At 39.2% G+C, this 25,363-nt stretch carries 23 protein-coding genes, 1 rRNA gene and 2 riboswitches; of the genes, 6 read left to right on the top strand and 18 right to left on the bottom strand.

Annotated elements, in window-relative coordinates:
• Positions 1–5 precede the first annotated feature (5 nt).
• The 13 genes from cobI to BHF68_RS04170 form a co-directional block, all read right to left on the bottom strand.
• Positions 6–713 (bottom strand): precorrin-2 C(20)-methyltransferase, encoded by a 708-nt coding sequence (gene cobI / locus BHF68_RS04110; protein ID WP_069642392.1) that lies wholly within the window; start codon positions 711–713, stop codon positions 6–8.
• Entirely contained in the window at positions 703–1,344 is a 642-nt protein-coding gene (cbiT, locus tag BHF68_RS04115) for a precorrin-6Y C5,15-methyltransferase (decarboxylating) subunit CbiT (protein WP_069642393.1), read from the bottom strand. Before cbiT ends, cobI begins: the two co-directional genes overlap by 11 nt.
• Positions 1,331–2,005: a precorrin-6y C5,15-methyltransferase (decarboxylating) subunit CbiE gene (gene cbiE, locus BHF68_RS04120; protein ID WP_084019196.1), complete on the bottom strand. Its 675-nt coding sequence runs from the start codon at positions 2,003–2,005 to the stop codon at positions 1,331–1,333. The genes cbiT and cbiE overlap by 14 nt, the downstream gene beginning before the upstream one ends.
• Entirely contained in the window at positions 2,002–3,144 is a 1,143-nt protein-coding gene (gene cbiD, locus BHF68_RS04125) for a cobalt-precorrin-5B (C(1))-methyltransferase CbiD (protein ID WP_069642395.1), read from the bottom strand. Before cbiD ends, cbiE begins: the two co-directional genes overlap by 4 nt.
• Entirely contained in the window at positions 3,145–4,599 is a 1,455-nt protein-coding gene (locus BHF68_RS04130; protein WP_069642396.1) for a cobyrinic acid a,c-diamide synthase CobB, read from the bottom strand.
• Positions 4,600–4,621: 22 nt separating this feature from the next.
• Complete coding sequence (gene cobT / locus BHF68_RS04135) at positions 4,622–5,677, bottom strand: nicotinate-nucleotide--dimethylbenzimidazole phosphoribosyltransferase (protein ID WP_069642397.1); 1,056 nt, start codon at positions 5,675–5,677, stop codon at positions 4,622–4,624.
• 138 nt (positions 5,678–5,815) lie between these two features.
• Positions 5,816–5,986, bottom strand: a riboswitch (cobalamin riboswitch).
• 44 nt (positions 5,987–6,030) lie between these two features.
• Positions 6,031–6,879: an energy-coupling factor ABC transporter ATP-binding protein gene (locus tag BHF68_RS04140; RefSeq protein WP_218070322.1), complete on the bottom strand. Its 849-nt coding sequence runs from the start codon at positions 6,877–6,879 to the stop codon at positions 6,031–6,033.
• Positions 6,869–7,645 (bottom strand): cobalt ECF transporter T component CbiQ, encoded by a 777-nt coding sequence (gene cbiQ, locus BHF68_RS04145; protein ID WP_069642398.1) that lies wholly within the window; start codon positions 7,643–7,645, stop codon positions 6,869–6,871. The genes BHF68_RS04140 and cbiQ overlap by 11 nt, the downstream gene beginning before the upstream one ends.
• Before the next feature lie 61 nt (positions 7,646–7,706).
• The gene (locus BHF68_RS04150; protein ID WP_069642399.1) at positions 7,707–8,306 is read right to left on the bottom strand and encodes a CbiM family transporter; all 600 of its coding nucleotides are present in this window, start codon (positions 8,304–8,306) and stop codon (positions 7,707–7,709) included.
• A gap of 104 nt (positions 8,307–8,410) precedes the next feature.
• Positions 8,411–8,596: riboswitch (cobalamin riboswitch) on the bottom strand.
• A gap of 96 nt (positions 8,597–8,692) precedes the next feature.
• Positions 8,693–9,910 carry a reductive dehalogenase gene (locus BHF68_RS04155; RefSeq protein WP_069642400.1) on the bottom strand — a complete coding sequence of 406 codons (1,218 nt, stop codon included), beginning with the start codon at positions 9,908–9,910 and terminating at the stop codon, positions 8,693–8,695.
• Positions 9,903–10,613: a response regulator transcription factor gene (locus BHF68_RS04160; protein ID WP_069642401.1), complete on the bottom strand. Its 711-nt coding sequence runs from the start codon at positions 10,611–10,613 to the stop codon at positions 9,903–9,905. The genes BHF68_RS04155 and BHF68_RS04160 overlap by 8 nt, the downstream gene beginning before the upstream one ends.
• Positions 10,614–10,629: 16 nt before the next feature.
• A complete protein-coding gene (locus BHF68_RS04165; protein ID WP_069642402.1) occupies positions 10,630–12,147 on the bottom strand; it encodes a sensor histidine kinase in 1,518 nt (505 codons plus the stop codon).
• Positions 12,144–13,538 carry an MFS transporter gene (locus BHF68_RS04170; protein WP_084019197.1) on the bottom strand — a complete coding sequence of 465 codons (1,395 nt, stop codon included), beginning with the start codon at positions 13,536–13,538 and terminating at the stop codon, positions 12,144–12,146. The genes BHF68_RS04165 and BHF68_RS04170 overlap by 4 nt, the downstream gene beginning before the upstream one ends.
• Before the next feature lie 285 nt (positions 13,539–13,823).
• Between BHF68_RS04170 and BHF68_RS04175 the strand changes: the two genes are divergently transcribed.
• From BHF68_RS04175 to hflC, 6 genes are all read left to right on the top strand, one after another.
• Positions 13,824–15,038, top strand: a complete 1,215-nt coding sequence (locus BHF68_RS04175) for a 4Fe-4S binding protein (RefSeq protein WP_069642403.1) — start codon at positions 13,824–13,826, stop codon at positions 15,036–15,038.
• A gap of 116 nt (positions 15,039–15,154) precedes the next feature.
• On the top strand, positions 15,155–15,646 hold the full coding sequence (locus BHF68_RS04180; protein WP_069642404.1) for a cytochrome c3 family protein: 492 nt from the start codon (positions 15,155–15,157) through the stop codon (positions 15,644–15,646).
• A 271-nt stretch (positions 15,647–15,917) separates the two neighbouring features.
• Positions 15,918–17,300: a reductive dehalogenase gene (locus BHF68_RS04185; RefSeq protein ID WP_069642405.1), complete on the top strand. Its 1,383-nt coding sequence runs from the start codon at positions 15,918–15,920 to the stop codon at positions 17,298–17,300.
• Between the two features lie 29 nt (positions 17,301–17,329).
• Positions 17,330–17,650 carry a VcrB family reductive dehalogenase putative membrane anchor gene (locus tag BHF68_RS04190; protein WP_069642406.1) on the top strand — a complete coding sequence of 107 codons (321 nt, stop codon included), beginning with the start codon at positions 17,330–17,332 and terminating at the stop codon, positions 17,648–17,650.
• A gap of 163 nt (positions 17,651–17,813) precedes the next feature.
• Positions 17,814–18,743, top strand: coding sequence for an FtsH protease activity modulator HflK (hflK, locus tag BHF68_RS04195; RefSeq protein ID WP_069642407.1), 930 nt, complete (start codon positions 17,814–17,816; stop codon positions 18,741–18,743).
• Positions 18,743–19,738 carry a protease modulator HflC gene (gene hflC, locus BHF68_RS04200; RefSeq protein ID WP_084019198.1) on the top strand — a complete coding sequence of 332 codons (996 nt, stop codon included), beginning with the start codon at positions 18,743–18,745 and terminating at the stop codon, positions 19,736–19,738. The genes hflK and hflC overlap by 1 nt, the downstream gene beginning before the upstream one ends.
• A 59-nt stretch (positions 19,739–19,797) precedes the next feature.
• Here hflC and BHF68_RS04205 read toward each other — a convergent pair whose 3' ends face one another.
• From BHF68_RS04205 to rrf, 5 genes are all read right to left on the bottom strand, one after another.
• Entirely contained in the window at positions 19,798–21,279 is a 1,482-nt protein-coding gene (locus BHF68_RS04205; protein ID WP_069642408.1) for an AAA family ATPase, read from the bottom strand.
• A gap of 162 nt (positions 21,280–21,441) precedes the next feature.
• Positions 21,442–22,227, bottom strand: coding sequence for an ATP-binding protein (locus BHF68_RS04210; protein WP_069642409.1), 786 nt, complete (start codon positions 22,225–22,227; stop codon positions 21,442–21,444).
• Positions 22,228–22,244: 17 nt separating this feature from the next.
• Positions 22,245–24,170 (bottom strand): anaerobic carbon-monoxide dehydrogenase catalytic subunit, encoded by a 1,926-nt coding sequence (gene cooS / locus BHF68_RS04215; protein WP_084019199.1) that lies wholly within the window; start codon positions 24,168–24,170, stop codon positions 22,245–22,247.
• Positions 24,171–24,299: 129 nt separating this feature from the next.
• On the bottom strand, positions 24,300–24,950 hold the full coding sequence (locus BHF68_RS04220; protein ID WP_069642411.1) for a Crp/Fnr family transcriptional regulator: 651 nt from the start codon (positions 24,948–24,950) through the stop codon (positions 24,300–24,302).
• 166 nt (positions 24,951–25,116) lie between these two features.
• Positions 25,117–25,233, bottom strand: a 5S ribosomal RNA gene (gene rrf, locus BHF68_RS04225).
• Positions 25,234–25,363 lie beyond the last annotated feature (130 nt).

The following is a 25,363-nucleotide window of genomic DNA, read 5'->3' on the forward strand; positions in this document are numbered from 1 at the left end:
AAAGTCTATTTTTTCTTCTTTATGATTATGGTTGATAGATAATCGAGCTTTCTATCTAGCAGTTCTGTGATGTCTTCAGTATAATAGCTGTCTGCAAAGCCACAGCGACTTGCATAGTAAAAATCTTTCTCCTGACCTAATTCAGCTAAGATGTCTGAGAGCTTCTGTATTTGGTTCCCTGCCTTAAGCAGTACTACATTGTCAAACTGATTTATCGTTTGCTCTAGGCTCTCTTTGTCTTTTAGTGCAGGGATTATCACTACGCTTTCTTCCGATTCAGCTAATGGCACCTGGTATGTAGCTGCCATCAAATTGATAGAGCTAATTCCGGGTACAATTTCAATCAAGGCTTCTGGGGCTAAAGCTTTAATGTGTTTCATTACATAGGTAAATGTTGAATAAAGCGAGGGATCACCTAAAGTAACAAAGGCAGCATCTTTACCCTCTTGTAATATGTTCGCAATCTGCTTAGCTGCTTGTTGCCAGCTTTTTATGAGTTCTGCCTTGTCTGCTGTCATTGGCATATGTAAATCAACCTGCTGCCAATCCTTATCAACGGCTCCTTTGGCAATTTCTAAGGCGATACTGCGCTTTTCCATCTTTGATTTGGGGACAAGCAACACTTCTACTTGTTCTAAAATTCTTTTTGCCTTAAGTGTCAGAAGCTCAGGATCGCCTGGACCAACACCGATTCCGTATAGCTTACCGTTCATTGGCTGCTCCCTCCTTTGTATAGTCTGTTTTTGTATTGTCTGTTTTTGCTGCTGCTATAATAGTTACTGGATTTCTTGCTTGCCACATCTGTGCGTTGCCGCGACTCACTATGTAGGAAATAGCCACTTGTGTAACTTCTATTTCATACCCTAGTTCTTCAAGTATTTTATAGGCGTCTGTCGCCGTATTGAGAGTGACGGAGTTCAGGACGATTCTTCCACCCGTTGTAAGCTTGCTATCACAAACCCGAAGAATTTGTTCGAGATTACCTCCACTCCCTCCGATAAATATGCGGTCAGCAACAGGCAACCCTTCTAGCGCATCTGGCGCAAGCCCTTCAATAACGTCGATTGCTACCTTAAATTTCTTGCTATTTTCCTTCAGCACTTTGATGGCTTCTGGATTTTTCTCAATTGCTATCACTTTGCCATCTGGAACCATCCGCTTGATTTCAATAGCAACAGATCCGCTCCCTGCCCCGATATCGTATACTGTAGCTGCAGGAGTTAGTTGGAGTTTTGCAAGCGATAGAACACGAATTTCGTTCTTCGTCATCGGCACACCTTCGCTGCGAACGAATTGTTCATCGGGAATGCCGAATGCTTCATACACTTTATTATTGAGAGTCATTCCATATCACCATCACACTATTACTATAGTCGTTCTTATCATCGACTAGTGTCCCAATCGTCGTATTTATAATTTGTTCATGGGCATAAGTTAAATCTTTGCCGATTGCTACTCGCCAATCGCACGCTACTATTTCCATCGCCAGCGAATCTAGCAATTTTTTGGCAATAGTTTGAGGTGTCCAGGGAGTCCCTGTAACCATAGCCGTAACCTTTGCCCCCTGTATAATGTCAACTAAGCCCGCTTCCGTTCGTCCATGCATACTGATAATTTGCGCCTCTACCCACGGCCTTTGTAGCCTTGCAAACATCACTTGCACAGAGCTAATACCAGGAATGAAAACAAGTTCTTTTGCTTGAAAATGTTTTGTAAGATAGTTAGCAAAGCTGAAAATCCCTGTATCTCCAGATACCAATACGGTAATATTGTTCAGCTTCTGCAGGTTTTTCATCTGGGTCACTACATTCAATAATTCTTTGTCAACTATAAGCTGTTGCTGCCCTGGGACTGCAAATGCTTCTAGTAATCGCTTCGCGCCCACTACGACATCGGCCTGTTCAATTGCCTGTTTCGCTATTGGTGTTATATACTCCACAGCACCTGGCCCTGTGCCGACTACCTTAATTTTTCTCTGCGATGTAGATTGTTGTTTTTCCATCATAGTCTCCACCCCAGTTCTTTCCCTAAGTCCGCTGCCTCAAGGTCATAGCCTAAAATCTGTCCGTCAAGGGCATACATAACTGTGCCCACACTAATCTGCGGTAACGACTCAGCTTCGTTATGATATCGAACCTCTTCAATAAGGTCGATTACCCTTTGGCTAGCCGCTGTAGCTAATGATGTATAGACCTGCTGCAAGCCATACTGTTCAACTATGTCCTTCCCAGCATCAATTGTGTTGAGTGCCATGATGTCGCGAATTGCCTGTACAGGTGCTTCCATTAGCGCTACATGGGCGGCTAGAGTTTCCCTTCGCCCATCTGCTACTTTACTATGGGTATGAAAAATTCCCGCTGAAACCTTTATCAGCTTGCCGATATGTCCAAATAGGAGAATCCCTCTAATCTGTTCGTGCTTGGCGCATTCCTTAATCATAGCGCCTATGAAATTACTGGTCTGCACAATGGCATCTGAATTTACTCCCAGGCTCAACAGCTTCTTTTCACCCATACCCCCTGGAGTCAGTGCAATAACCGATTGACCCATGGCAATTGCTTGGTGTATTTGCGGGATTAGCGAGTCGAGGTAAGCTTCCTCTGACATCGGCCGCACAATACCGGTCGTTCCAAGTATAGATATGCCTCCGATTATACCTAGCTTTGGATTGAGGGTTTTATTAGCAATCTTGGCTCCTTCTGGTGCAGAAAGTGTTATCGTAGCCCCCATACCGCTTGACAAAAGCTCCTGCGCTTGCTGCATAATCATCTGCCTTGGCACTGGATTTATCGCATATTCTCCGACTGGAACGGACAAGCCAGGCTTTGTTACCTTACCAATGCCTTCTCCACCTGTTATTACAATTTCTTGGTTACCCCCAGTATGTAGTTGAACCTCGGACTGGATGCACATATTGTTAGTAACATCAGGGTCGTCGCCCGCATCCTTGATCACTCCCGCTTTCGCTGTTGTACCTTCGATTTTAGCAAAGGCAACTGGGATTCTTACCTGTTCCCCGTTAGGAAGGGTAATAGTAACCTCAGTAACATCGTTCCCTAGTAGTCTTTCTATGGCAGCACGGGTAGCTGCTGCCGCACAGGTGCCAGTTGTATAGCCTGATCTGAGTTTGGTCTGATTGCCCATTTATTTCATGCCTCCACGTTTATACGCACGACAGGCTACTAGCAATCTAGTCACTGCCTTTGGATTCGAGCGCAGGTGTAAGTGTAAGTATGATGCACAAATATTGCCCTTGCTATAGCCTTCTAATCGTCCAGCGGCACCCTTACCTCCAACCAACGAGAAAGCTGCATGTGCTTTTAAACCTGTGTCTGCATCTAAGCTTCCCTGTTCCGCTTGAACCCGCTTTGTAGGAATTATCTTAGAGTAGTGAAATTCATGTCCTCGGAGCAATTCCCCTGCGCCTGCAATCAAAGAATCTTGCAGAGCCGTTGCCTGCACATAGCCCAAGGCAACCAAACGTTTCGTCATTTCAATTTGAATAGGAACAATCCCTACTCCATTCCAACTGCGGCCCTCACGATCTCTAATCGATTCTGCTAAATACATATATCCACCGCATTCTGCAAATATAGGTATGCCACTATCCGCCATCAACTTGATAGAATCTACCATTGAGCGATTATCTGCCAGTTGTTCAAGAAACATTTCTGGAAAGCCTCCACCTATATATAAGCCATCTACATCTGGTAGCTTTGCATCTCGCAAAGGACTAAAGTAGTGAAGCTCCGCTCCAAGTTCTTCTAAAAAATCGAGACTATCCTGATAGTAGAAGCTAAAGGCTTCATCTTTAGCGACGCCAATTTTTACTTTTTCCAGCTTTTTTGCTTCAATACCGTCAGTACTTCTAATTGTTTCATACTCTTTATGATTATAATTTTGATTATGCTGCGCCTGTCGGCCAACTGCTAGCAGTTCATCAAGATTAATCTCTGCCTCGACCATGTCAGCCATTTTTGAAATCGCAGCTGCTAGTTCTTGATTCTCTTCTGCTGGCAGTAGGCCTAAGTGACGTTCGGGCATACGAATATCATCGTTTTTACTTAGGCAACCTATGACCTTTACTCCTAGTTCTTGTTCAATCTCTTTTTTTATGAATGATTTGTAATAGTCACTACCTGCATTGTTAAGAATAACACCCTTTATCCGCAGTTGTGGCTCGTACTCGCTAAAGCCTTTAATCAATGCTAGACAGCTTCTGCCCATGCCTTTGACGTTAACCACAAGCACGACAGGGATATCTAAAATCATCGCAATATGGGCACTACTCCCTAGCAGACGTTCATGCTTTGCGCCATCAAACAACCCCATTACACCTTCAATTATTGCCACGTCTGCTTGCTGAGTATGCTTCGCATACAAGTCTTTAACCACTTGTTCGCTGCCCATCCAACTATCCAGGTTATGAGAACGCGTGCCCGCCGCATGATAATGCAAACCAGGATCTATATAATCCGGACCAACTTTAAATGGCTGAATTGTTAATCCACGCCTTTTAAGTGCAGCCATAATTCCTAATGTCAATGTTGTTTTGCCTGCTCCACTTTGCACCCCAGCTATCAGCAGTTGCGATCCCATATCGTCACCTCAAATCCTTTTATTACTTCCCTTCACTTACTCCTGCTTCGGCAAAGGTAGCCATCTCATTTATGATCCTGGTAGCTGCTTCTATCATATGAAATGCTAATACAGCTCCTGTACCCTCACCTAAACGCATATCAAGGTATAACATCGGTTGAAGCCCAATCATATCCAGCATAACCTTATGTCCTGGCTCTTGAGATATGTGAGAAGCTATTATGTAATCTTTTGTCTCTGGTTTTAACTTATACGCTACTAAGGCTGCCGCAGTAGAGATAAAGCCATCAATCACAACAGGCACCTTTTTGGCTGCTGCTCCTAAAATCACACCTGTTAAGGCCGCAATCTCTAGCCCTCCGACTTTTCGTAATACATCGAGCGGATTATTTACATCGGGTTGATTAATTTCTATCGCTGTTCTAATTGCTTGTTGTTTTTTATGTAATCCTGCGTCATTAACGCCAGTCCCTCTACCTGTAATCCTTTCTAACTCATCACCGCTAAAGCAAGCTAGTATAGCGCTACTCGGAGTCGTGTTGCCAATGCCCATTTCACCTGTGGCGACAATAGTAGCACCTTTGTCTATTTCCTTCGTTACAATCTCAATCCCCACTTCTATGGCTTCGATTGCCTCTTCCATAGTCATCGCTGCTTCCTTGACCATATTACGAGTGCCACGACGTACATTTTTCTGATATAAACTCGGATGTTCGGCTATTGGAGACGCTACACCCACATCTGTAACAACTACCTTAGCGTCAGCCTGTTTAGCTAATACATTAATGGCAGCTCCTTCACCAAGAAAGTTCAAAACCATTTGCGGCGTTACTTCTTGTGGAAATGCGCTCACACCCTCTTCTACCACTCCATGGTCACCTGCCATGACGAGCACCGTTTTTTTGCCTAGCCTCGGCATTGGGTTTTGTTGAATGCAAGCGAGCTTTACGGCTATTTGCTCCAATACTCCTAAGCTCCCAGGGGGTTTTGTTAAAAAATCCAATCGTTCCTGCGCCTTTATTCCGTACTCTGTGTCTGTTTCCACTACTGCTTCTAGCGTTCTCTGAAATTGTTCCATTTGTTAAACCTCCATCAATTATAATTCCCATGGAAGCTGTATGTTCATTTCACGTTTGTTTCTAAAAAAATAGCCTCTACCCTGAAGTAGAGGTTATTATCTCAGAATTTCTCTGACCATACCTTCCTCGAGGGGTCTTCCAGCTACTCATTACAGGCAGGTTTCCTGGCTTCCAGATCATCCTCCCCATACCCTTCCCAATTCATGGTGGTTACGTATGGTTCGTAGCTGGTTACAGTGGCGGGACCGCTCAGGCTTTCCTGATTCCCTTTTAACCCAATTATGGGCACCTATAACTATTTGGTAGTTGCTTACATTATATCGCTCAAATGAAGCTACAACAAATTAAAATTTTATAAAATACTTGCCTTTTCATCTAGTCTATTTACAATCTGTTTGGCTTCTGTAACTGATTTCGGTCGATAAGAAGTTTCAGAAAATATTTCGGCCACCTGGGGTGTCTCTAATGCTGTTCTTGCTACCAGTTCTTTATCTCGTAATAGATCGCCTGAGCCTGTCGCACAAATTTTCCCATCTGCCATTACAACAATTTCACTTGCCCACTGAAAAGCAAGGTCAACATCGTGAGTTGATATGATTAATGTCTTTCCTTGTTGCTCGAGATTCGCTAGGATTTCGAAAAGCTCCCTTTTAGAGGCTGGGTCCAGACCGACAGTAATCTCATCAAATACTAAAATATCAGGGTGCATTGCTAGCACTCCAGCAATGGCTACTCTCTTTTTTTGGCCTAAACTTAAATTTTGTGGAGGCCGCTCTGCTAGATTCTTAATCCCAACCTGCTCCATTGCTTTGTTTGCTCGCATTTGTACTTCTTCCTCATTTAGGCGTTGGTTTCTCGGTCCAAATGCTATATCCTCTCTAACAGATGTGGCAAACAGCTGGGAGTCTGGATTCGCAAACACAAATCCGACCTTCTCTCTTATTTGTTGGATATTTTCCTCGTTGACTTCGCTTCCAAAAATTTTGACATTTCCTGTTTGAGCTAGCAATAAACCATTCAAATGATATAGTAATGTCGATTTCCCGCAGCCGTTAGCCCCCAAAATTGCTACTTTCGCCCCTTCAGGTATAGAAAGACTGACCTGATGTAGCGCCTTCGTGGAATCAGGATAACAATAGCTTATACCTTTGATTTCCGCGGCGTATTGCATATTTGTGATTGTACTTCTATCAATATCCATAAAACAGCACCCCCCTATCTATTAAAATTAGGAGTATCGCTATAAATATTACTATAGTCGCTAACAGCAAATCCTTAATATTAATCGTTTTCGCGGGCCCCATTCGTAATGTCCCGTCAAACCCTCGTGCCTCCATGGCGCGATGTAGCGTCTCTGACCTATCGAAGGCGCCGACAAACATACCACCTAAGACCTCACCAAGTGTATTATACTTCCTAGGATTATTTTTGAATTTGAAATTTCTTGACCGCAGCGCCTTCTCTACATCTCTTATTGCATCTCGAAATAGGAACACGTATCTAAACGTTAAAAACAAAATCGCTGTCATATAGGGCGGTAGCTTTAAATTTCCTAATGCTTGAAAAAACGAGCTTATTGATTGTGTTGATAACAATATAATCATCACCGCTGCGGATGTTAATGCCTTTAATAATAGTGCCCCTGTAAATTGGTATTGTTCAGTAGTTGGCTGTAATCCATTACCAAATAGCAATGGTATTGCCATTAATACGAGAAAGGGAAGCAGCCAAGATATCTTCTTTACCGTGGGTTTTAAAGGCACCTTCCCAGCTACCGTTGAAAACAGAACAAGTGAAAAGGCGACAAGCAATGTTGAAATCGATGATAAACTCAGCGTTAATATGATGTAACTTACCGCTGCGACAATTTTCGTTCGTGGTTCCCATCGATATAACCATGAATCGTTATGATGTTGTTTGCATGTTGCGTATTCCCACTTGTTTGACTGTAATGCCTGTTGTCTCATACCATTACCAACTTTCCCATATCAAGCTTAGCACTAACGAGCAAAAACCGTTCTACTCTGTTCAGTAGGTGATTAATTGTGGACGAGTGCGCTGAATAAATCGGATAACTAAGCCTGTCATCAACCCTTCTATGAAAATCAATGGTACGTGACTCATTACCAGTACATTGATAACAGAGAATACCCCTTGATTGTATATATCACTACTTAGTAATAACGCCATAATCATAATGGTAACAATTAATATTACGGCCAATCCACCTGTAATGGCGCTTCTCCAAAACAATTGTACGTTTGATAGTTTGCGGAATATGTAGGCAACGATTAACGCTGGAATAGCCGTAATTAAGAAATTAACTCCAATTGCAATAATGCCACCATGCTGTAAAATCGTTGCTTGTAGCAATAAGCCAACAAAGATTGCTATTGGCGCTCTTCTACCCAGTAGAATGCCTAACAATCCTATTAGCAAAAGATGCACCGAACTCGGCCCAATTGGAAGGTGAATCGACGATGTTACAAAGAACGCTCCCGTTACTAAGCTAATCTTTGGTATCTCCTTTGATTGTAAGCCTTTGACTGAGTATGCTAAAATCCCCGCACTTATAGCAGCTGCTGTACCTGTAACTGGCAAGCTAAATACTCCATCAGAAATATGCATAACTTATTTCACTCCCTTTATAAAAATAAAAGATTCCTTAGCCTTAGCTAAGGAATCTCCCCATCTTAGAGTCCCTAAATACTCTGAGCTGCACTTTTCCATGTAACAACTCATTATAGCAGGCAGGTCTTCTGGCTCGCAGGTCATTCTCCCCTCTTTCCTTCCCGAGATTTATCTCAGTGGTATTAAGAGGTTCGTATCTACTTACAGCGGTGGGTCCGCGCCGGAATTACACCGGTCTTCCCTATTCTCCCAGCTCTCGCTGAGCACCTTGCTATTTCGTCTCACTATTTATTTGTATTCATCCTATCACATATTTAACTATTATTATGCAATTTGCTGTATTTTTTATAATTTTTTAATCTTTTGTTATGTTCTTTGTTATGCTATTCTTTCTTCCAGTATTTATGAGAACGAGCACTAAGTCCATCCAGTGAATAGATATCTTCTAAGCTATCAATCATATTGTTTGAGTTAGTGTTACGATCGTCAGTTAAATCTAGTACATTTCGTGTCCATCTATATCCTCTATTATACGGACACACATACAAGCAGATATTACAATTAGTACCGCACTCCGCCCAATATTTATAGCATCTTTTATGGTCAATTATCCAACGTAAATAGTGTGAATTCCCAGTCTCATCTACTGCTTCTTTCGCTCGTTTTCCATTGCTAATCGCATTGCTAGGACACTCTCGTGCACATTTCTTACATGTATCACAAAACTCTGTAACACCAAAATCGATTGGTTCATCTGGCAATAAAGGCATGTCCGTAATAATTTTAGCAACCCTCGTTCTTGACCCTAATGTCGGACTGATGACTTTCCCATGTCTACCGATTTGACCTAGCCCTGCATCAATCGCTAAAGGAACATTTAATGCCGTACAATTGATACTCGGTAAAGCATTAAAGCCTAATGCATTAATAAACCCTGCTACATTCATGCTCACCTTACACATGTCTGTATAGACCTTAGAGGTTTCTCCATAAGCTAATAAGGTGGGAGCGTAGCGAAGTCGGTCATAATTCATTTCAAACATTAAAACAATAACGGTATCCATTGCCTTTGGTAACACACGAGTTCCATCTGCCATTAAAACTGGCTTCGTAATTTGATGATATGCTGAATTTTCGTCAGAAAACCTAATAGGAAAGCTCTCTTTTTTCTCTGGATCATACCATTCTGAATAAACCCATCTCCGATCGAGCTTCGTAATACCTACAGCATCTGCACCATACATCATAGCAGCTTTTTTGACGACCTTAGTCGTTTCCACTGGGTCTTCGAAGGCTCCTTCATATGGTATTGAACAGACAAAATTGTCCCAGCTATTGGCCGACTGGTCTGGCACATTAATACCAAAACCAATTTTGTCAATAAAATTCATTGCACCATGGTGAAAGGCATAATCAAAGCGATTATACCCTTGTTTCCCAGACTGAACATGCTCTTTTAATATTTTATTTCTTTCAGCGTCAATATCTTTTAATTCCTCGTTCCAGAGCGTTTGCATGATTACATGGTTTTTTTGGTTAAAGCGCTGATACTCTTCCCCTACCTCATGAATCTTTGCTGCTGTATTCTGATTGTTATTCATAGTCGCCCTCCAAATCGTGACCTATCATCATATATCCGACCGTTGGTACAGTTTTTATAAACCCTACATCACCTTTTAGGATATCGAGCTTACGACGAATTCGTGCAACGCAGACGCGAAGGTACTGGGTTTCGTTACGATATTCCGCCCCCCAAATCTTGCCTAGCAATTCCTCGTGTGTTAATACGCAGCCGACGTTTTTCGCAAGCTCAGCTAATAATTTAAACTCTGTAGGAGTAAAGGTAATTTCTCTGTCCTTTACATGAACACTCATACTCATAAAGTTAATCTTTATGTCCCCTAATTCAAGTAATGTCTCACTGTCGGCTCGTATTTCACTTTGAGTCCTACGTAACACGGTTTTAATTCGAGCCAGTAATTCCTGAATATCAAATGGTTTTACAATATAATCATCAGCGCCTAGCTCTAATCCTTTCAGTACATCTGCCAAATTCCCCTTTGCCGTAATAACAACAATCGGTACTGATGAAAATTCTCGAATTTTCTCTAATACCTGGAACCCATTTAGTTTTGGAAGCATTATATCTAACAATATTAAATCGGGCAGGTTTTGTTCAAACATGTCTATTGCTTCTTGTCCGTCAGAAGCTGTTATAACATTATATTTACTGGCAACGAGGTTCGCTCGAATAAACCTTTGAATTTTATGTTCATCTTCGACGACGAGTATTTTCTGGTGCATTGATATCATTCCTTTATTATTTTTTAGGTAAAATAAAGTGAAATGCACTGCCTTTGCCCTGCGTACTCTCGGCCCAAATTTTCCCTCGATGTGCTTCTATAAACCCTTTGCAGATAGCTAGACCAAGTCCACTTCCCATTGTGATTAAATCGCTATCAATTCTATAATATTTAGTGAAAATTTTCTTTAGCTTCTCCTCAGGAATTCCTGGCCCTTGATCTCTTACTATGAAATGAACTGAGCGACCTTGACTCTCTGCGTAGACTTCAATCAATCCATCCTCCGGCCCATATTTAATGGCGTTATCAATCAAATTCAATAACACTTGGAGGACTCGATGTTCATCAATATAAAGCAAATCTGTCCCTCCATCAATATGATACGTGATATTATCTGCATAATGGCGATTAACTATATGGCCGTATCTTTTTATAACCCTTTCTTCTAGCTTTTCAACAATTCTATTAATCGTTACATAGGTTTTATCTAGCTTAATAACGCCTGCATTGATTTTAGATATATCTAGAAGCTTTTCTATAAGATCGTTTAGCCTTTCACTCTCTTCGTAAATGTCTAGTAAAAATTCTTTACGATCTGTCTCTGACCAAATTACATCCTCTCGTAGCAAGGTGCTGACGTTACCCTTAATGCTTGTGAGCGGAGTTTTTAGCTCATGACTTACTGTTGCGATTAAATCATCCTTGATTTTATCCGCTTCCTTACGTTTTGTTATATCATTAATTAGATATCCCCAATGTTTAATTGGGCTGCTATCTTTAGATATTGGGAACTTGGTAAAGCGCAGAAATTTACGATCTGTAGTCTCTATCTCAAAAAAGTAGGTACTATTATTGTTCTCTGCAGCTTCCATATATACTTGTACTTTTACAGAATTGACTGCTATATTAGTAATCTTAGAAATCATTTCATCTAATGTGTTCATTAATCCGCCATCATTATGAATCAAATTCATAGCTACTTTATTGCTATAAATGATGTCGCGATTATTAGTTAATATTATGCCTTCAGTCAAACCCTCTAGTACTGATTTAAATAATGATTTGTAATAACGTGTCTTCTCCTTCTCAAGCTCCTTTTCTAGAGCTTGACTTGCCTGGTTGCTAATTATCTCCAGTATAGTTAACCATGATTTTTCTACTTTCAGTTCTCTATCAGCAATAATACATAAACATCCTCTTTTTTTGTCTTGTAAGTAAAGAGGAACCTGTAACAGCAATAATTCTCTCCTGGTTACCTGAGCTTCTCCCAGCATAGAACTCTTTTCTAGATTCGACAGTATATATTCTTGCAAAGATGTTCGCTCTTGATAATCCTTGGTGGATACATAACTAGCAAGCACATTAAAGCTACCTCGGTTATTTGCAACAACAATTGCTGCTCCTTTAATAGACCAATCGTTAACCATCATTTCTAAAACATCCTCTAGCACGCAGCTACAGCTTGGTGAACGCACGAGTAATGTTGATATATCTTTAGCTGTCTGTAGTTGTTTATCTAATATATGGTTCATCATAGAAACGCCCCATCATCTTGTTTCTTTTTAAAAGTATTATGAAAAAGTATGAGTCCTAATAATATTGCACAAATAAATACAATACCTAAATTGCTATACATCGCAGCCGTATCGTTTGCTAGAAATGGATTTAGTTTAATTGCTGTAGCCGAATAATCGAGTGCCTTCCCACTAATAGCAGTAAATACAGCACCCGATAAGTAGTATGTTAGGTTAAAAATTCCCATCCCGACACCTATTTGTTCAGGAGGAAGAATTTGTGATACCGTGTTTGCTATTGATGAATGAAATGTAGCAAAGCCAACGTATGAAACAGCAAGTACAAATCCAATCAAGATAGGTGATTCTCCAGCAATAACTGATAATAGAAAGAAACTAAACAGTAATATTCCTGTTCCTGCATAAACAACTGGTATACTTCCCACTCTGTCAGCGAACTTTCCACTATAGCTTCCTAGGATAGCTGCACTAATAGCCGCTGGAAATATCATCAGCCCAATCTCTGCACTCGAAAGCCCATACAGTTCCCTAAGCATCAGTGGAATAAAAAAGAATAGGGCTGCCATAAATGTTCCCGAGACAAGAAATGTAGTTAACAAGCTCCTTCTAAATTTCTGGTTTATAAACAGCTGTGGTTTAATAAATGGGTTTTCAACCCTTAACACATGCCATATAAATAAGGCTAACAATATTAAGCATGCAGGTACAAGCCATAGTAGCAACTGATTTATCGCAATTAACACACTTGTTATAAATAAAATCAAAATAAATGCCCCTACTTTGTCAAAGCTCCCCGCTTTTATAGTTCCAAATGGCAACCATTTATTGTGTAAATAAATACTAAATATAGAAAGTAGTGATACTAAAAATAAATAGTTCCACCCGAAGGAGTCTATTATTATTCCTCCAAGCATATATCCAATACCTGCACTAAATGCTATAGATGACGAAATAATACCTAATGCTTTTCCCCGATCTTCTGGTGGTGCATATCTAGTTGCAACTATCATCATTAAAGCCGGAATCGCACCCGAGCCACAGGCCTGAAGATATCTTGCAAGCAGGAGCATCCAATAAGTATCTGACAGAAATCCTAAAATAAGTCCGACATTGAAAACAAGCAATCCCAGCGTTATTAAATATTTAACAGGGTACATATCCGCTAGTTTACCAGTTATAATTGCACTTAATGCAAATAATACAATAAAACCAATAACAACCCAACTAATCTCAGAAGGCAATAGTTGGAATTGTTCGGCAATGTCAGGCAGGGCCACATTGAACATTGAATTATTATTAGCTGAGAAAAAGATTGTTAAGCTTAATAACGGTATTACTTTATTCATTGTTTGCTTGTCTAATATCAAACACTCTTGCTGTCTTTCCCCCATAATAGATGACCACCTTAACTAGTATCTGCAAGTTATAAATGTCCTTTTATATCACAATAACACAGACATATAATTTTTTTATATTTTACTTATTTTTTTTATGTTTTTTTAAGCTTTTATTTCCATCAATAAACATCATTACTAGATTTTATTTAAATTGTTAATCAAATCTGCGTGCCTTCTATAATTAGGTTTTTATCTTTTTTTAATTATGCAGACATCTTCACATATGCTATCATTAAATAGAACTGCATGTTTATGCAATATCTGCTGAGGTGAACTTAAGTGGCATGTACTTGTCGAAATCAAGCGAGTAGAGCTATATCTATACAAACAGTATTATGGACATTGGCACTTATAACATTATTTATGGCTTTACTGTATGGGTATAACAACGACCCGTTCCAGCATGAGTTAGAGCTTAGAAACGCCTATCCAGATATATACCATTTAACAGAAGTTAATGTTAATCCTATTATCTTTGAAGCTACCGATATCGATAATAATAGTTTAGGGTTTATCTCTATAGTCCAGGCCCAAGGCTATGGTGGACCTGTGACGGTCGCAACATTTATTGATTATGAAGGCACTATAGAATCCGTTCGTATCATTAACCACAAAGAAGATTTTCCATTTTTAATTCGAATTGAAAACGCGGATTTCTATAAGTTTTTTGTCAACCAGAACGTAGTTGAGGTCTTAAACCCAAATTATCAAATTGACGGAGTAACTGGAGCAACCATCTCTGCTAATGCAATTGCTAGAGCTGCTCTTCAAGGTAGCTACGGAATTGGAGATAGAATGCTTAGTCTTGAAGTATCAATGCCTAATTCTGAATGGAGAATACAGCCAACGGAATGGATGTTTATAGCATTATATTTAATAGTTATTTTGTGTATTCTTAAAAAATATACAAAACCACGCTTTCTAATATTATTGGCTAGCATGATATTGCTAGGGTTTTATTTGAATGGTGCTATAACAATTTCAAATTTCGTTACCATATCCTTAGGGTATATACCATCATTTATGGACCGTCTCATATGGTGGTTAGTAGTTGTAGGTACAGCCTTACTTACAATCATACTTGGCAAAAACATCTATTGTGCATGGCTTTGTCCTTTTGCTGGATTACAGGAACTACTCGCTAAGATTGGCGGGGGTGGTATAAGAATAAGTGCCAATGTTAAGAAGTATGCTGACCCAATAAAGTATTTATTAACTTGGCTAGCTTTGATACTAGCGCTTGCTACAAGCAACCCTGCTATAGCTGGTTATGAACCTTTTGCCGCTATTTTTGGCTTCCAAGCAATTGGCGTCCAATGGCTAATCCTATTTATAATTATTTTTATATCTATGTTTATCGTAAGGCCATGGTGTCAATTTTTCTGTCCTGTGGGTGTTGTATTAACAACTTTTAGTAAAATACGTTTATCACTTTCAAAGCAAATAAGGAGACTGCCAGCATGGGAAGACCGTTCAAAACAGGAGACATTATAATATTATTTATTATTGGCACCATAAGCATAATGATTCTTATCTATTTCTATCAAGCTTTATTATTTAATAACTAGTTGTTTATTTCATTTAGGCAGTATATAGGGGGATAAAATTATATGAAAAAATTGATTAAAAAAAATCTTCGTCTAGCTTCAATCGTGTTTGCATTGATTGTACTTACCACTGCACTATCAGCTTGTGGTGGAGGTGGAACTGATAACGATTCAACATCAGAAACTACTCCACCTGATATTCAACAGCCTGAACCTAGCACACCAGAAGTAACCGTCGCTGATATTATGGCAAACATTGATCAATCTATTTACTTAGACGCTACCCATATCAATGCTGGTTTTGACTGTAGTATATGCCACACTGAACTGCCAGAAGATGCAACTCCACCTGAGCCTACAACGGAAACATGCTTAAGCTGTCATGGTGGAACTTATGATGCTTTAGCTGAAACAACTGCGCACTTAGGTGAAAACAATCCTCATAATTCACACGAAGGACAACTAGGTTGTACGTTCTGCCATAACGTACATGAACCTTTTTATAACTATTGCGCTCTTTGTCATTCATATGATGTAGATGTCAGATTTAATTAACTCCATATACCAGAAGAAATGTGAAGATTCCTCAGCAAAATATTGCTGAGGAATCTTTAAATTTCACATTAATATTAAAATGTTTTATAAAGTATTTGCTTTCTTTATATAATTTTAATCTTTTCGTAATCGTGTTTATGCCTATTTAATACTTTATATGTAAAATTAAATTATGAACACCATGTTCAAATTGTGTTAAATGTATCACATGGTATACATCACAATTCAAGTAAGGTCTTATAAATTTTAACTCTTTAGAGGGGGTTTTAAAATGAGCAAAAAGAAACAAGCAACAAACAACACTGAAGCTACAAAAGTTGGAGTATCTAGACGTGACTTGTTTAAAGGTGCTGGCATTTTAGGAGCAGGGGCTTTATTAACAACTACTACTGCTAAAACAGTAAGTGCTGCAACACCTAACAAATCGCTAGATGTATCTGATCGTTGGTACATCAAGAAAGTAAGCAAGGCAACAACAGAGTATGATTTATCTAAAACTCAGCGATTCAACGAAAGAGAAGGGTCTGTGCGTGGCCCTGGTTATCAGAACTATGTAGGTGAGGAAAAGGAAAAAGAGCGCGCTGAGGCAGCAAGAGAAATCAGAGAAAGAGGACTTAAAGAAAATATTCCTGGTTGGTCTCTATTAGATCAAGCTTTAGCACATGCAGCTGGATATAGTTCTCGATTTAATAATGTAATGCTACAATCAAGCCCTATTTCTGCAAGGACTCCAGAAGAAATAGGTGCACCACCTTACAACGAGACACCTGAGGTTGCGGCTAAGCATTTAAAACGTGCTGCGATAGCATTAGGCTGTGCTGATGTCGGAATCACAGCTCTTCGCAGAGAATGGACTTACAGCGTTGGCGGTGATGGTAGAAAGATAGAATTTGCCGATGTAGATCAAGTTATTGAAGAAGATGATCGCCGTATTATCCCTAACAAAATGAATAATATCATTGTAGTATTAATTCCTCAGCCGTTGGATGCAATTCATTGCGGACAGACATTATTAGGCGGTGGGTATACTGGAAACCTTGCGTACCGTTTAGGTGCTTGGACTGAAGGAGCTATTGCCGAATTTATTCGCTCTTTAGGTTATAACGCAATGCCAGAACAGAACAATACATTTATCACTGTACCTCACGCAATTGAAGCTGGATTAGGAGAATTAGGACGACATAACCGTTTAATCCACCCAGACTACAGTATGAATAACCGTCTATTCCCTATTCTAACTGATATGCCGTTAGCACACGATCAGCCGATTGATTTCGGAGTGCAGGAGTTCTGCAAAACTTGTATGAAGTGTGCTGAAGAATGTCCTGCTGGTTGCATTAGTTTTGACAGAGATCCTACTTGGGAAATAAAGGGTCCTTGGAATAACCCTGGTCATAAAGCATGGTTTGAAGATGCTGTTAAATGCAGATGGAATATGAGTATTGAGAACTGTGCTAATTGCCAGTCCGCGTGTCCTTATACTAAGAAGAACCATACTAAGATTCATGCTGCTGTAAAAGCTACTATAGCTAAAACAAGCGCATTTAACGGTATGATTGCTAGTATGGATGATATGTTTGCTTATGGAATCGGTAAAGATCCAAAGAACTGGTGGGATTTAGATCTTCCTCGCTTTGGACACTATGAGCTATAAGATATAATAAAATTCTGGAGGTGACATTTATGGGATTTTTCTGGTATACAATTTTAGGAGTTATTTTCGGTGCAGGGGCTCTTTGGTTATTAAATTGGGCTAAAGAAAAAGAAATTAAAATTCGTTGGTATTCAATCACTTTATTTGTCTTAGGATTATTTACTTTGCTTCTCACAATCGAAGCATATATAGGTAACTTGCAAGAGTTTGAATCTAGGGCAGCAGGATTAACACTCGTATTTATGGGAATCCCTGCATTACTTCTTATTGGAGCAGCTGTGGGGCTTACAGTAAAAAACATGAAGTCAGTACCTGCTGTGAGCACTGAAAGCACTGAAGTTAAGGCTTAATATTTTCCCCAAATAAAATATAAGAGCAACAAAAAACTCGGATGCCTCCGGGTTTTTTGCTATTTAACCATATCTACTTTATCCAATTTAAAGTATAATGAATTTTATGTGCTCATAATACACTATTAAAATAATCAATATTATAATTTGAGAGGAGAAAAGAATGGAAAGCAAAAAATTATTAGCTAGTTTTTTTGGAGTAGTGATTATTGCTCTTGTAATCCTTACTGCAGCGACTTCTTGGTTCACTGTTGACCAGTCTGAGCAGGCTATTGTAGTAACTCTTGGCAACCCTGACCCAACAATCATACCAGCTGGATTGCACTTTAAAATGCCATATCCAATCCAACAGGTGCAAAAGTTATCAAGGGAGACTTTTAGCTTGACCTTTGGCTATGAAGAGACAAGAGACGGATACATCGTCCACGAAAAGGATGCAAAAATGGTAACAGGAGACGAGAATATTATTCTTGCAGATTTAGAGGTGCAATGGCGCATTACTGATCCTGTAGCGTTCTTATATAACACTGAAGACCCTTTAAGCATTCTATATAATGCAACTTCTGCCTCCTTACGTGGGACAATTGGAAGCTCGAGCGTTGATGAAGCTTTAACTGATGGAAGAAGTGAAATTATGAATTATGTAAGGGACTTACTAACTCATAAAGTTGACTTATACAACCTTGGCATTACCATCGTTAATGTTAACCTGCAAGATGTAGATTTGCCAAATGAAGAAGTAAGTAGAGCCTTCAGAAAAGTAACCGATGCCCGTGAAGAACGTAATACCAAAGTAAATCAAGCTAATCGCTATAGAAATGAGAATTTAAATGTTGCGATTGGTGAAGCTGAAGCTATTATCAGTCGTGCTGAAGGACAACGTATTGCTAGAATTGAAGGGGCACGCGGAGATGTTGCGAAGTTCAATGCAATTTATGAAGAGTATGCTAACAATCAAGCAATTACTCGCCAGCGACTTATCTTAGAGGTAATGGATGACATTCTTCCAAATGCGAAAATCTATATTATGAACGAAGGATCAGATACTGTAAAATACCTTCCACTAGAAGCGATTAGAGGAGGTAGCCAATAATGTCAGATTTCAAAAAAATGATAGACCAACTTAACTCAATGAATAAGGGAGAACAACAATTCAAGACAATCAATGGTGGTAACAATCAATCGAATACAAGCTTTAATAAACCTATCGATATGAAAAAGTTTACACCTGCTTTTATCACGATATCAGTTGTCATTTTCTTATCATTAGTGGTGTTAAATAGTCTATATATAGTAAAGCCAAATGAATATAAGGTTGTAAGACAATTTGGCGAGGTGGTTCGCATTGTAGACGAACCTGGGCTAAATTACAAAATACCGCTGATACAAAATGTATCAACTTTGCCTAAGCATTTACTCATATATGATGTTCCGCCTGCAGAGATTAACACCTTTGATAAAAAGCGTATTATGGTTGATCATTATGCGATTTGGAAAATAACAGATTCAAAGGCTATGATAGAAAGCCTAAGAACTGTACTAGCCGCTGAAGGCAGATTAGGTGATATTATCTATTCAAATCTTCGAACTGAGTTGGGACGATTAAGTTATGATGAGATCATCAATGAAGAGAAATCCTCTAGGGGCGATATCAATGCTCTTGTACGTGATCAAGTAAATACTGTGCTGGCTAATAACGGTAACGGCATTGAAGTTGTTGATATCCATATGAAACGTACTGATTTACCCGAGAGTAATGAACAGGCCGTATTTAACCGTATGATTTCTGAGCGTGAAAGCACAGCGCAGGAATACCTGTCTCAAGGGGATGCAGAGGCGAACATTATTCGTGCACAAACTGACCGTGAGGTGCAAGAAATGCTTGCAACTGCCAATGCAGAGGCTAAGTTTATTATTGCCGATGGAGAACAGGAAGCTGCCCGTCTTTATAATGAAGCATACGGTAAGGACCCTAACTTCTTTTCCATGTACCGCACACTTGAATCATATCGTACTACTTTACAAGGTGAACCTGTAATTATCCTACCAATTGAATCGCCTTATACTAGATATTTATTAGGCGAATAAATACAGAACAAAGGCTGTTGCATACGATTATAGTATTCGTTGCAACAGCCTTACTTTTCTTATGACGAGAGACTCTCTTTAAAGCTACCTGCTTTCTCTCGCATTGAAATTACTTCATCACGGATGACCCCCGTTTTATCCTGGCAACTTAGCATCTTACATAATTTGTCTATTATTTTGTCTTCGTCAAGGGCTTCTATAGTTGTTCTCGTTATGTCATTTATTACCCCGTTATTAATAGATACATGCACATCACCCATAACTGCAATTTCGGGAATCTGTGTTACACAGAATATTTGTCTAAACCTAGAGACATGAGCAAGCTTTTCAGCTACTTTGCGTGCTGCATCATCATTTAATCCTGAATCAATTTCATCAAATATTATTGTTGGAGTTGGATCTGCATAAATGAAGATGCTCTTAAAAGCAAGCATAACACGAGACACTTCTCCACTTGATGTAACCTCGTATATGGTGCGCATGGTTTCTCCAGTTTTCTCCGAAAACAAAAATTCGACGCTATCATTCCCCGAGTGGCTTAGTTCCCTTGTCTCCTTGAAATGTATTTTAAACTGCACATTAGGAACGGATAGCTCTCGGAATTCTGACATAATAACTTGCTCTAGCTCCCCTGCTAATTGCTTTCGAACCTCCGTTAACCATTTCGTTTTTTCAAAATATTCCTGCTTAGCTTTTTCAATATTTTCACGTAATTCTTTAATAACACAATCTTTATTCTCTATTTCGTATAACTCTCGTTCTAGCTGTTTTTTATAAACAATTAAATGAGGAATGACTTTTTCATATGTTCTTTTCGCTTCTTGTAATTCTGAAAGTCTGTCCTCAATAGCACTTATATCTTCTTCGGATATTTCTTTTTGCTGTAGCAATAGCGTTCTCTTGCTCTCTAATTCGTCTTCTTCTCCTTCTCGAAGATTTAATGCCGTAATATCTTGAATTTGTTCTTTTAAAAATATTGCTTTTTCACTTTCATTAGCGTCATTCTCAAGCATAGTTTCTAGTTTATCTAATAATTTTTTATATTCAAAAAATGCTCGTTTTACCCCTAAAATAGGTTTTTTTAGTCGTAGTTTGCCATATCCATCTAGCATCGCTAAATTTTCTTGAGCATCCCATACTTTTATCTGTTCTTGTTCACCATAAATTTCTGTAAATGGTTCCATAAGTTTTTTTAGTAGCTCCAATGATATGATTTTCCCATTTGCTATGCAAATGTTTTCACCTTGTCTATTAATCTCACGTGATATAATAAGCTCGTAGGCTTCCGTATCAACCCCAAGATTTATTATCTTATATAAAATTCCATCAGGAATGAATACACATGCTTCTACAATCGCGCTCTCACAGCCTTGTCGTATGACCTCGGATGATATATCCTCTCCCAAAATGAACTTAATCGCTTCTAAAAGCAAAGATTTTCCTTCGGCAGTATCACTAGTTATTACGTGCAATCCCATTTTAAATGAGATATCTACTTCCTCAATTGAGCCAAGGTTTTTTATTTTTAATTTGCGTATCATTCTAGCACCCCAATACAGCTTTTTATGAAACAAAAAAACGAACTTGATTTACACACTTTTAATTATAGCGATAAACTGATAAGCAAACAAATAAACAAAATATAAAAAATAAAACCTCTGAGAATAGAATACTATTTAGCATTTCTACTCCCAAAGATCAAGTTATAAATTCGCTTTTATTTTTTCTAATACACTTCTAACTTCATCAACTATCGTCGGACATGCATCAATGATGTTTTCACCTTTATAATCACAGGTAACAGCACCAGGTGTATACGGAATAGCTCCAATTATCTGTAAATCTTTGCCTATTTGTTGTTGAATTTCTTCTACGGTTGTATTAACAATTTTATTAGCTACGCCATAGACTTTTGTAACTCCTAAATCTCTAGCTAGTTTGACAATGGTCTTCGCCGTTGTGAAGCTTCTCTGTCCCTGCTCAATAACAATTAGTAGTGCATCGACACTTTGCGCTGTCCCTCTACCAAGGTGTTCAAGACCAGCTTCCATATCTACTATGACAGCGTCTTGTTCATCAACTATTAGATGGTTGAGTAGTGTCTTCAAAAGAGTGCTTTCAGGACAGGCACAACCACCACCGCCAGACGACACAGCACCCATTTGTAATAGCTTAATTCCATTCTCGGATACAACATATCTATCTGGAATATCTTCTACCGTAGGATTTAAAGCAAACCATTGACCTGATGAGCCTGGCTCTGCTCCTGTTTTCTCTTTAATCAATTTACGGTCCTGGGCAATTGTAATGGATTTCTCAAGGGATTCAGGGGCAAATCCTAAAGCCATTCCGAGGTTAGCATCTGGATCAGCATCAACGGCTAAAACCTGTTTACCTTCCCTTGCTAGAATTTGACAGATTAACGACGATATTGTGGTCTTTCCTACTCCACCTTTACCTGATACTGCTAGCTTTAGACCTTTGCTCATGTCAATTCCCCTTTCCTTTACTCACCTAGAAGCTGTGCTCGTTTCATATTTATTCTTTCAAGAAGTTTTTCCGCAGCTACTATATGATCTGTTTCATAAATCAATTTGCCACCGAACACCTCTTCTGCTGTAACGGTTCCTTCTTGCTTATCTCCACATAATATATTTGTAACTACAGAAGATCCTGAAACCTGAGGATTAACCCCTACGTGTACATCAACTCCATGAGCAATAAAGAACGTACCAATTGATAACGCTTTTGGACTATGGGTTTCTGGACAACTACCAACAGCAGGCAAATCTTTAATGCCTACGCCAAGTTTGTTCGCTAGTGCTGTTAATAAGTCTGCTGGTCTTGAGTTGTCAACGCAGCTACCCATATGAAGTGCTGGCGGTAATGATGGAAGGCCTACTGCCTGACCAATTGCTTCTAATACTTCACGGAGTTCATCTCCACAGTATACTAACCCCTCAGGGCTCATCAGCTTGTTTTTCGCTAGAGAGTGCGCGGCACAGCCAGTTGCTACAACAAGTACATTATTTTTTAGCAGCTCCTTTGCAACAGTGACATTACCGATATCTTGTTTTTCCCTTGGATTAGTACAACCTACAAGAGCTGCAACCCCACGAATTTTACCAGCTTTTATTGCATCAATTAGTGGCATTAGTGGATCATCTGCATTTAGCTTGCTAAGTGCCTCTAATATTTGCTCTGTTGAAAAACCAGCGTATGCATCTACAGTCTCTTTTGGTATAGATAATTTTTCTGGATCTCTGTTTTTAAAGTTCTTTATAGCTTTTCGTACGATTTCTTCTGCTGCTTTGTCAGCGATTTCAGGACTAAATTCTACATGCGTAGCTCCAGCAATTTTTACATAAGGTAATGTTGTGATAATCTCTGTGTGATAGCATTCAGCTACATTTTGAATGCCTGGCATTACGCATTGAATATCTACTACCATTGCTTCTAAAGCACCAGAAACTATGACTAGCTCTTGACTTGAAAAACTAGATGCTACAGACACACCCTGTCTCATTAGTAGCTCATTACCTGTACAGCATACTCCTACTATATTAACGCCCTCAGCACCAACTTTTTCAGCTTCTGGTTTAAGCTTGCGTGACCATTCAACCACTTTTTCAGATAGCATTGGTACATGGCCATGGACGGCGATATTTACTTTTTTCTCATCAAGTACTGCCATACTATATTTAGCTTTTACAGCTTTTGGTGTTCCGAACAATATATCCTGTAAATCAGTAGATAGATGTAAACCCGCATAGCCATCTACAAGTCCCATTGTCACTGCACCTAGCACTAGATTTAATGGGTCTGCGTCACATCCCATGGCGTTTCTTGCAACTGCCTTAGATATTTCAAGATGAGCATTTACTGGGGTAATTCTAAGATCATTCCATTTTTTCAGTGAGTCTTTATGGGCACGCATTTGCACCCAATTCATAATTCCTGTTTGCTTCTGGAAGTCCTCTAATGCTTTAAGTGCAACTTCCTTCGCAATTTCATTTACTGTTTTGTCTGCTGTTTCTAAACCCAGGTCATTAGCTACTGCATATAGCTTATCAACATCCTTGATTTCAAAAGGTGCTTTACCTTCCGCAGCTTCCAGTAATGTTAAAGCTACTTCTCTACCATGCTCCGCATGACCACTAGTGCCTTGTGTTAAATGGTTCAAAAAGCTACGTGCAACAATTTGGTGGATATCTGCGCCGCATACACCTTTTTGTGGGCCTTTACCATTCGGTGAAATTCGACATGGTCCCTCTAAGCAATACCTACAGCAAACTCCTGCAGAACCAAAACCACATTGCATCATCTCATCCGCGCGATCAAATGCTGTACTAACCGATTCTTTCCTCGCCTTTTCTAATAGTGACTGGACTTGTAAGTCATCAGATACTTCCGTAACGTGCCTAAGCTTCATTCTAGTCATCCCCCTTTATTACTATGATACTAGTATATTATCACGGTTCGAGAACTATGAATGTCAGCTAGCCGACATTACTTTGTTTATTTATGAGTTAATATTTTTTAATTATCTTCCAAATATTATTTAATTATCTTTCAAATATCCTTTTATTACATCAATTTTATGTATCCATATTTTCTTTTTACCTATTGTAATTAATCCATTTTTTTGTAAGTCATTAAGTAGTGCACTTATTGTTTGCCTTGTACTACCAACCATTGTTGCAATCTCTTCTTGCGTTAATTGAATATTTACTTCTAGGCCCTTTGACGTTTCGATGCCTCTTTCATCTGCATTTTTAAGAATAAATGAATACAACCTTTCGTCAACATCTTTAAACGCCAGGTTTTCTATGATGTCTAATGAATTATTCAAAGCTTCCCCTAGAACAGCCATAACATTTAATGAAAAAGCAGGATATTCATTCATCATTAGGCTAAAAGTTTTGATAGGGATAAAAGCTATTTCTGTCTCTGTTATAGCTTGCCCTGTCCCTCTTGCATGTCCGCTATATACGCCGCGTTCTTCTATGACTGCAAGTGTAAACTCCTTCCCATTAGGATAACTCATGTAAATTCGTACACTACCTTTAATCACCATATATATGTGCGCTGGATTTTCTTTTGATTCAAATATAATCTGCTTCTGCTTATATGTGCGCTTTGTACAAATTTGCAAAAGTTTATCTAATATTTCTTTAGATAAATTATTTGCACTATGTGATTGATGAAGCATCTGCTACCCCCCTCTCACCCATTTCTACTCTAATTTAAGTTGTTCATCAATTATATCTCATTTTCACTTGTACTACTATTATACAGCGAAAAAGCACTTACAATCAGCATTTCTGCTAATGTAAGTGCTTTGTGTTTCAATCATGTATTTCTACATTGATTCTGTAGCCTGGCAACGTCCTACTCTCCCAGGGGTCTTCACCCCAAGTACCATCGGCGCTGGAGGGCTTAACGGTCGTGTTCGGGATGGGTACGTGTGTGTCCCCTCCGCTATCGCCACCAGACTTTACAACTACACTTCCTAAATCTATAGACATAAAAGCTTATATCATTGTGTTTCCCTACGTTCTTTAAAAACCCTTGTGGTTAAGCCCTCGACCGATTAGTATCTGTCCGCTAAACATATCACTATGC

The organism is Desulfuribacillus alkaliarsenatis, from assembly GCF_001730225.1.
Lineage (GTDB): Bacteria > Bacillota > Bacilli > Desulfuribacillales > Desulfuribacillaceae > Desulfuribacillus > Desulfuribacillus alkaliarsenatis.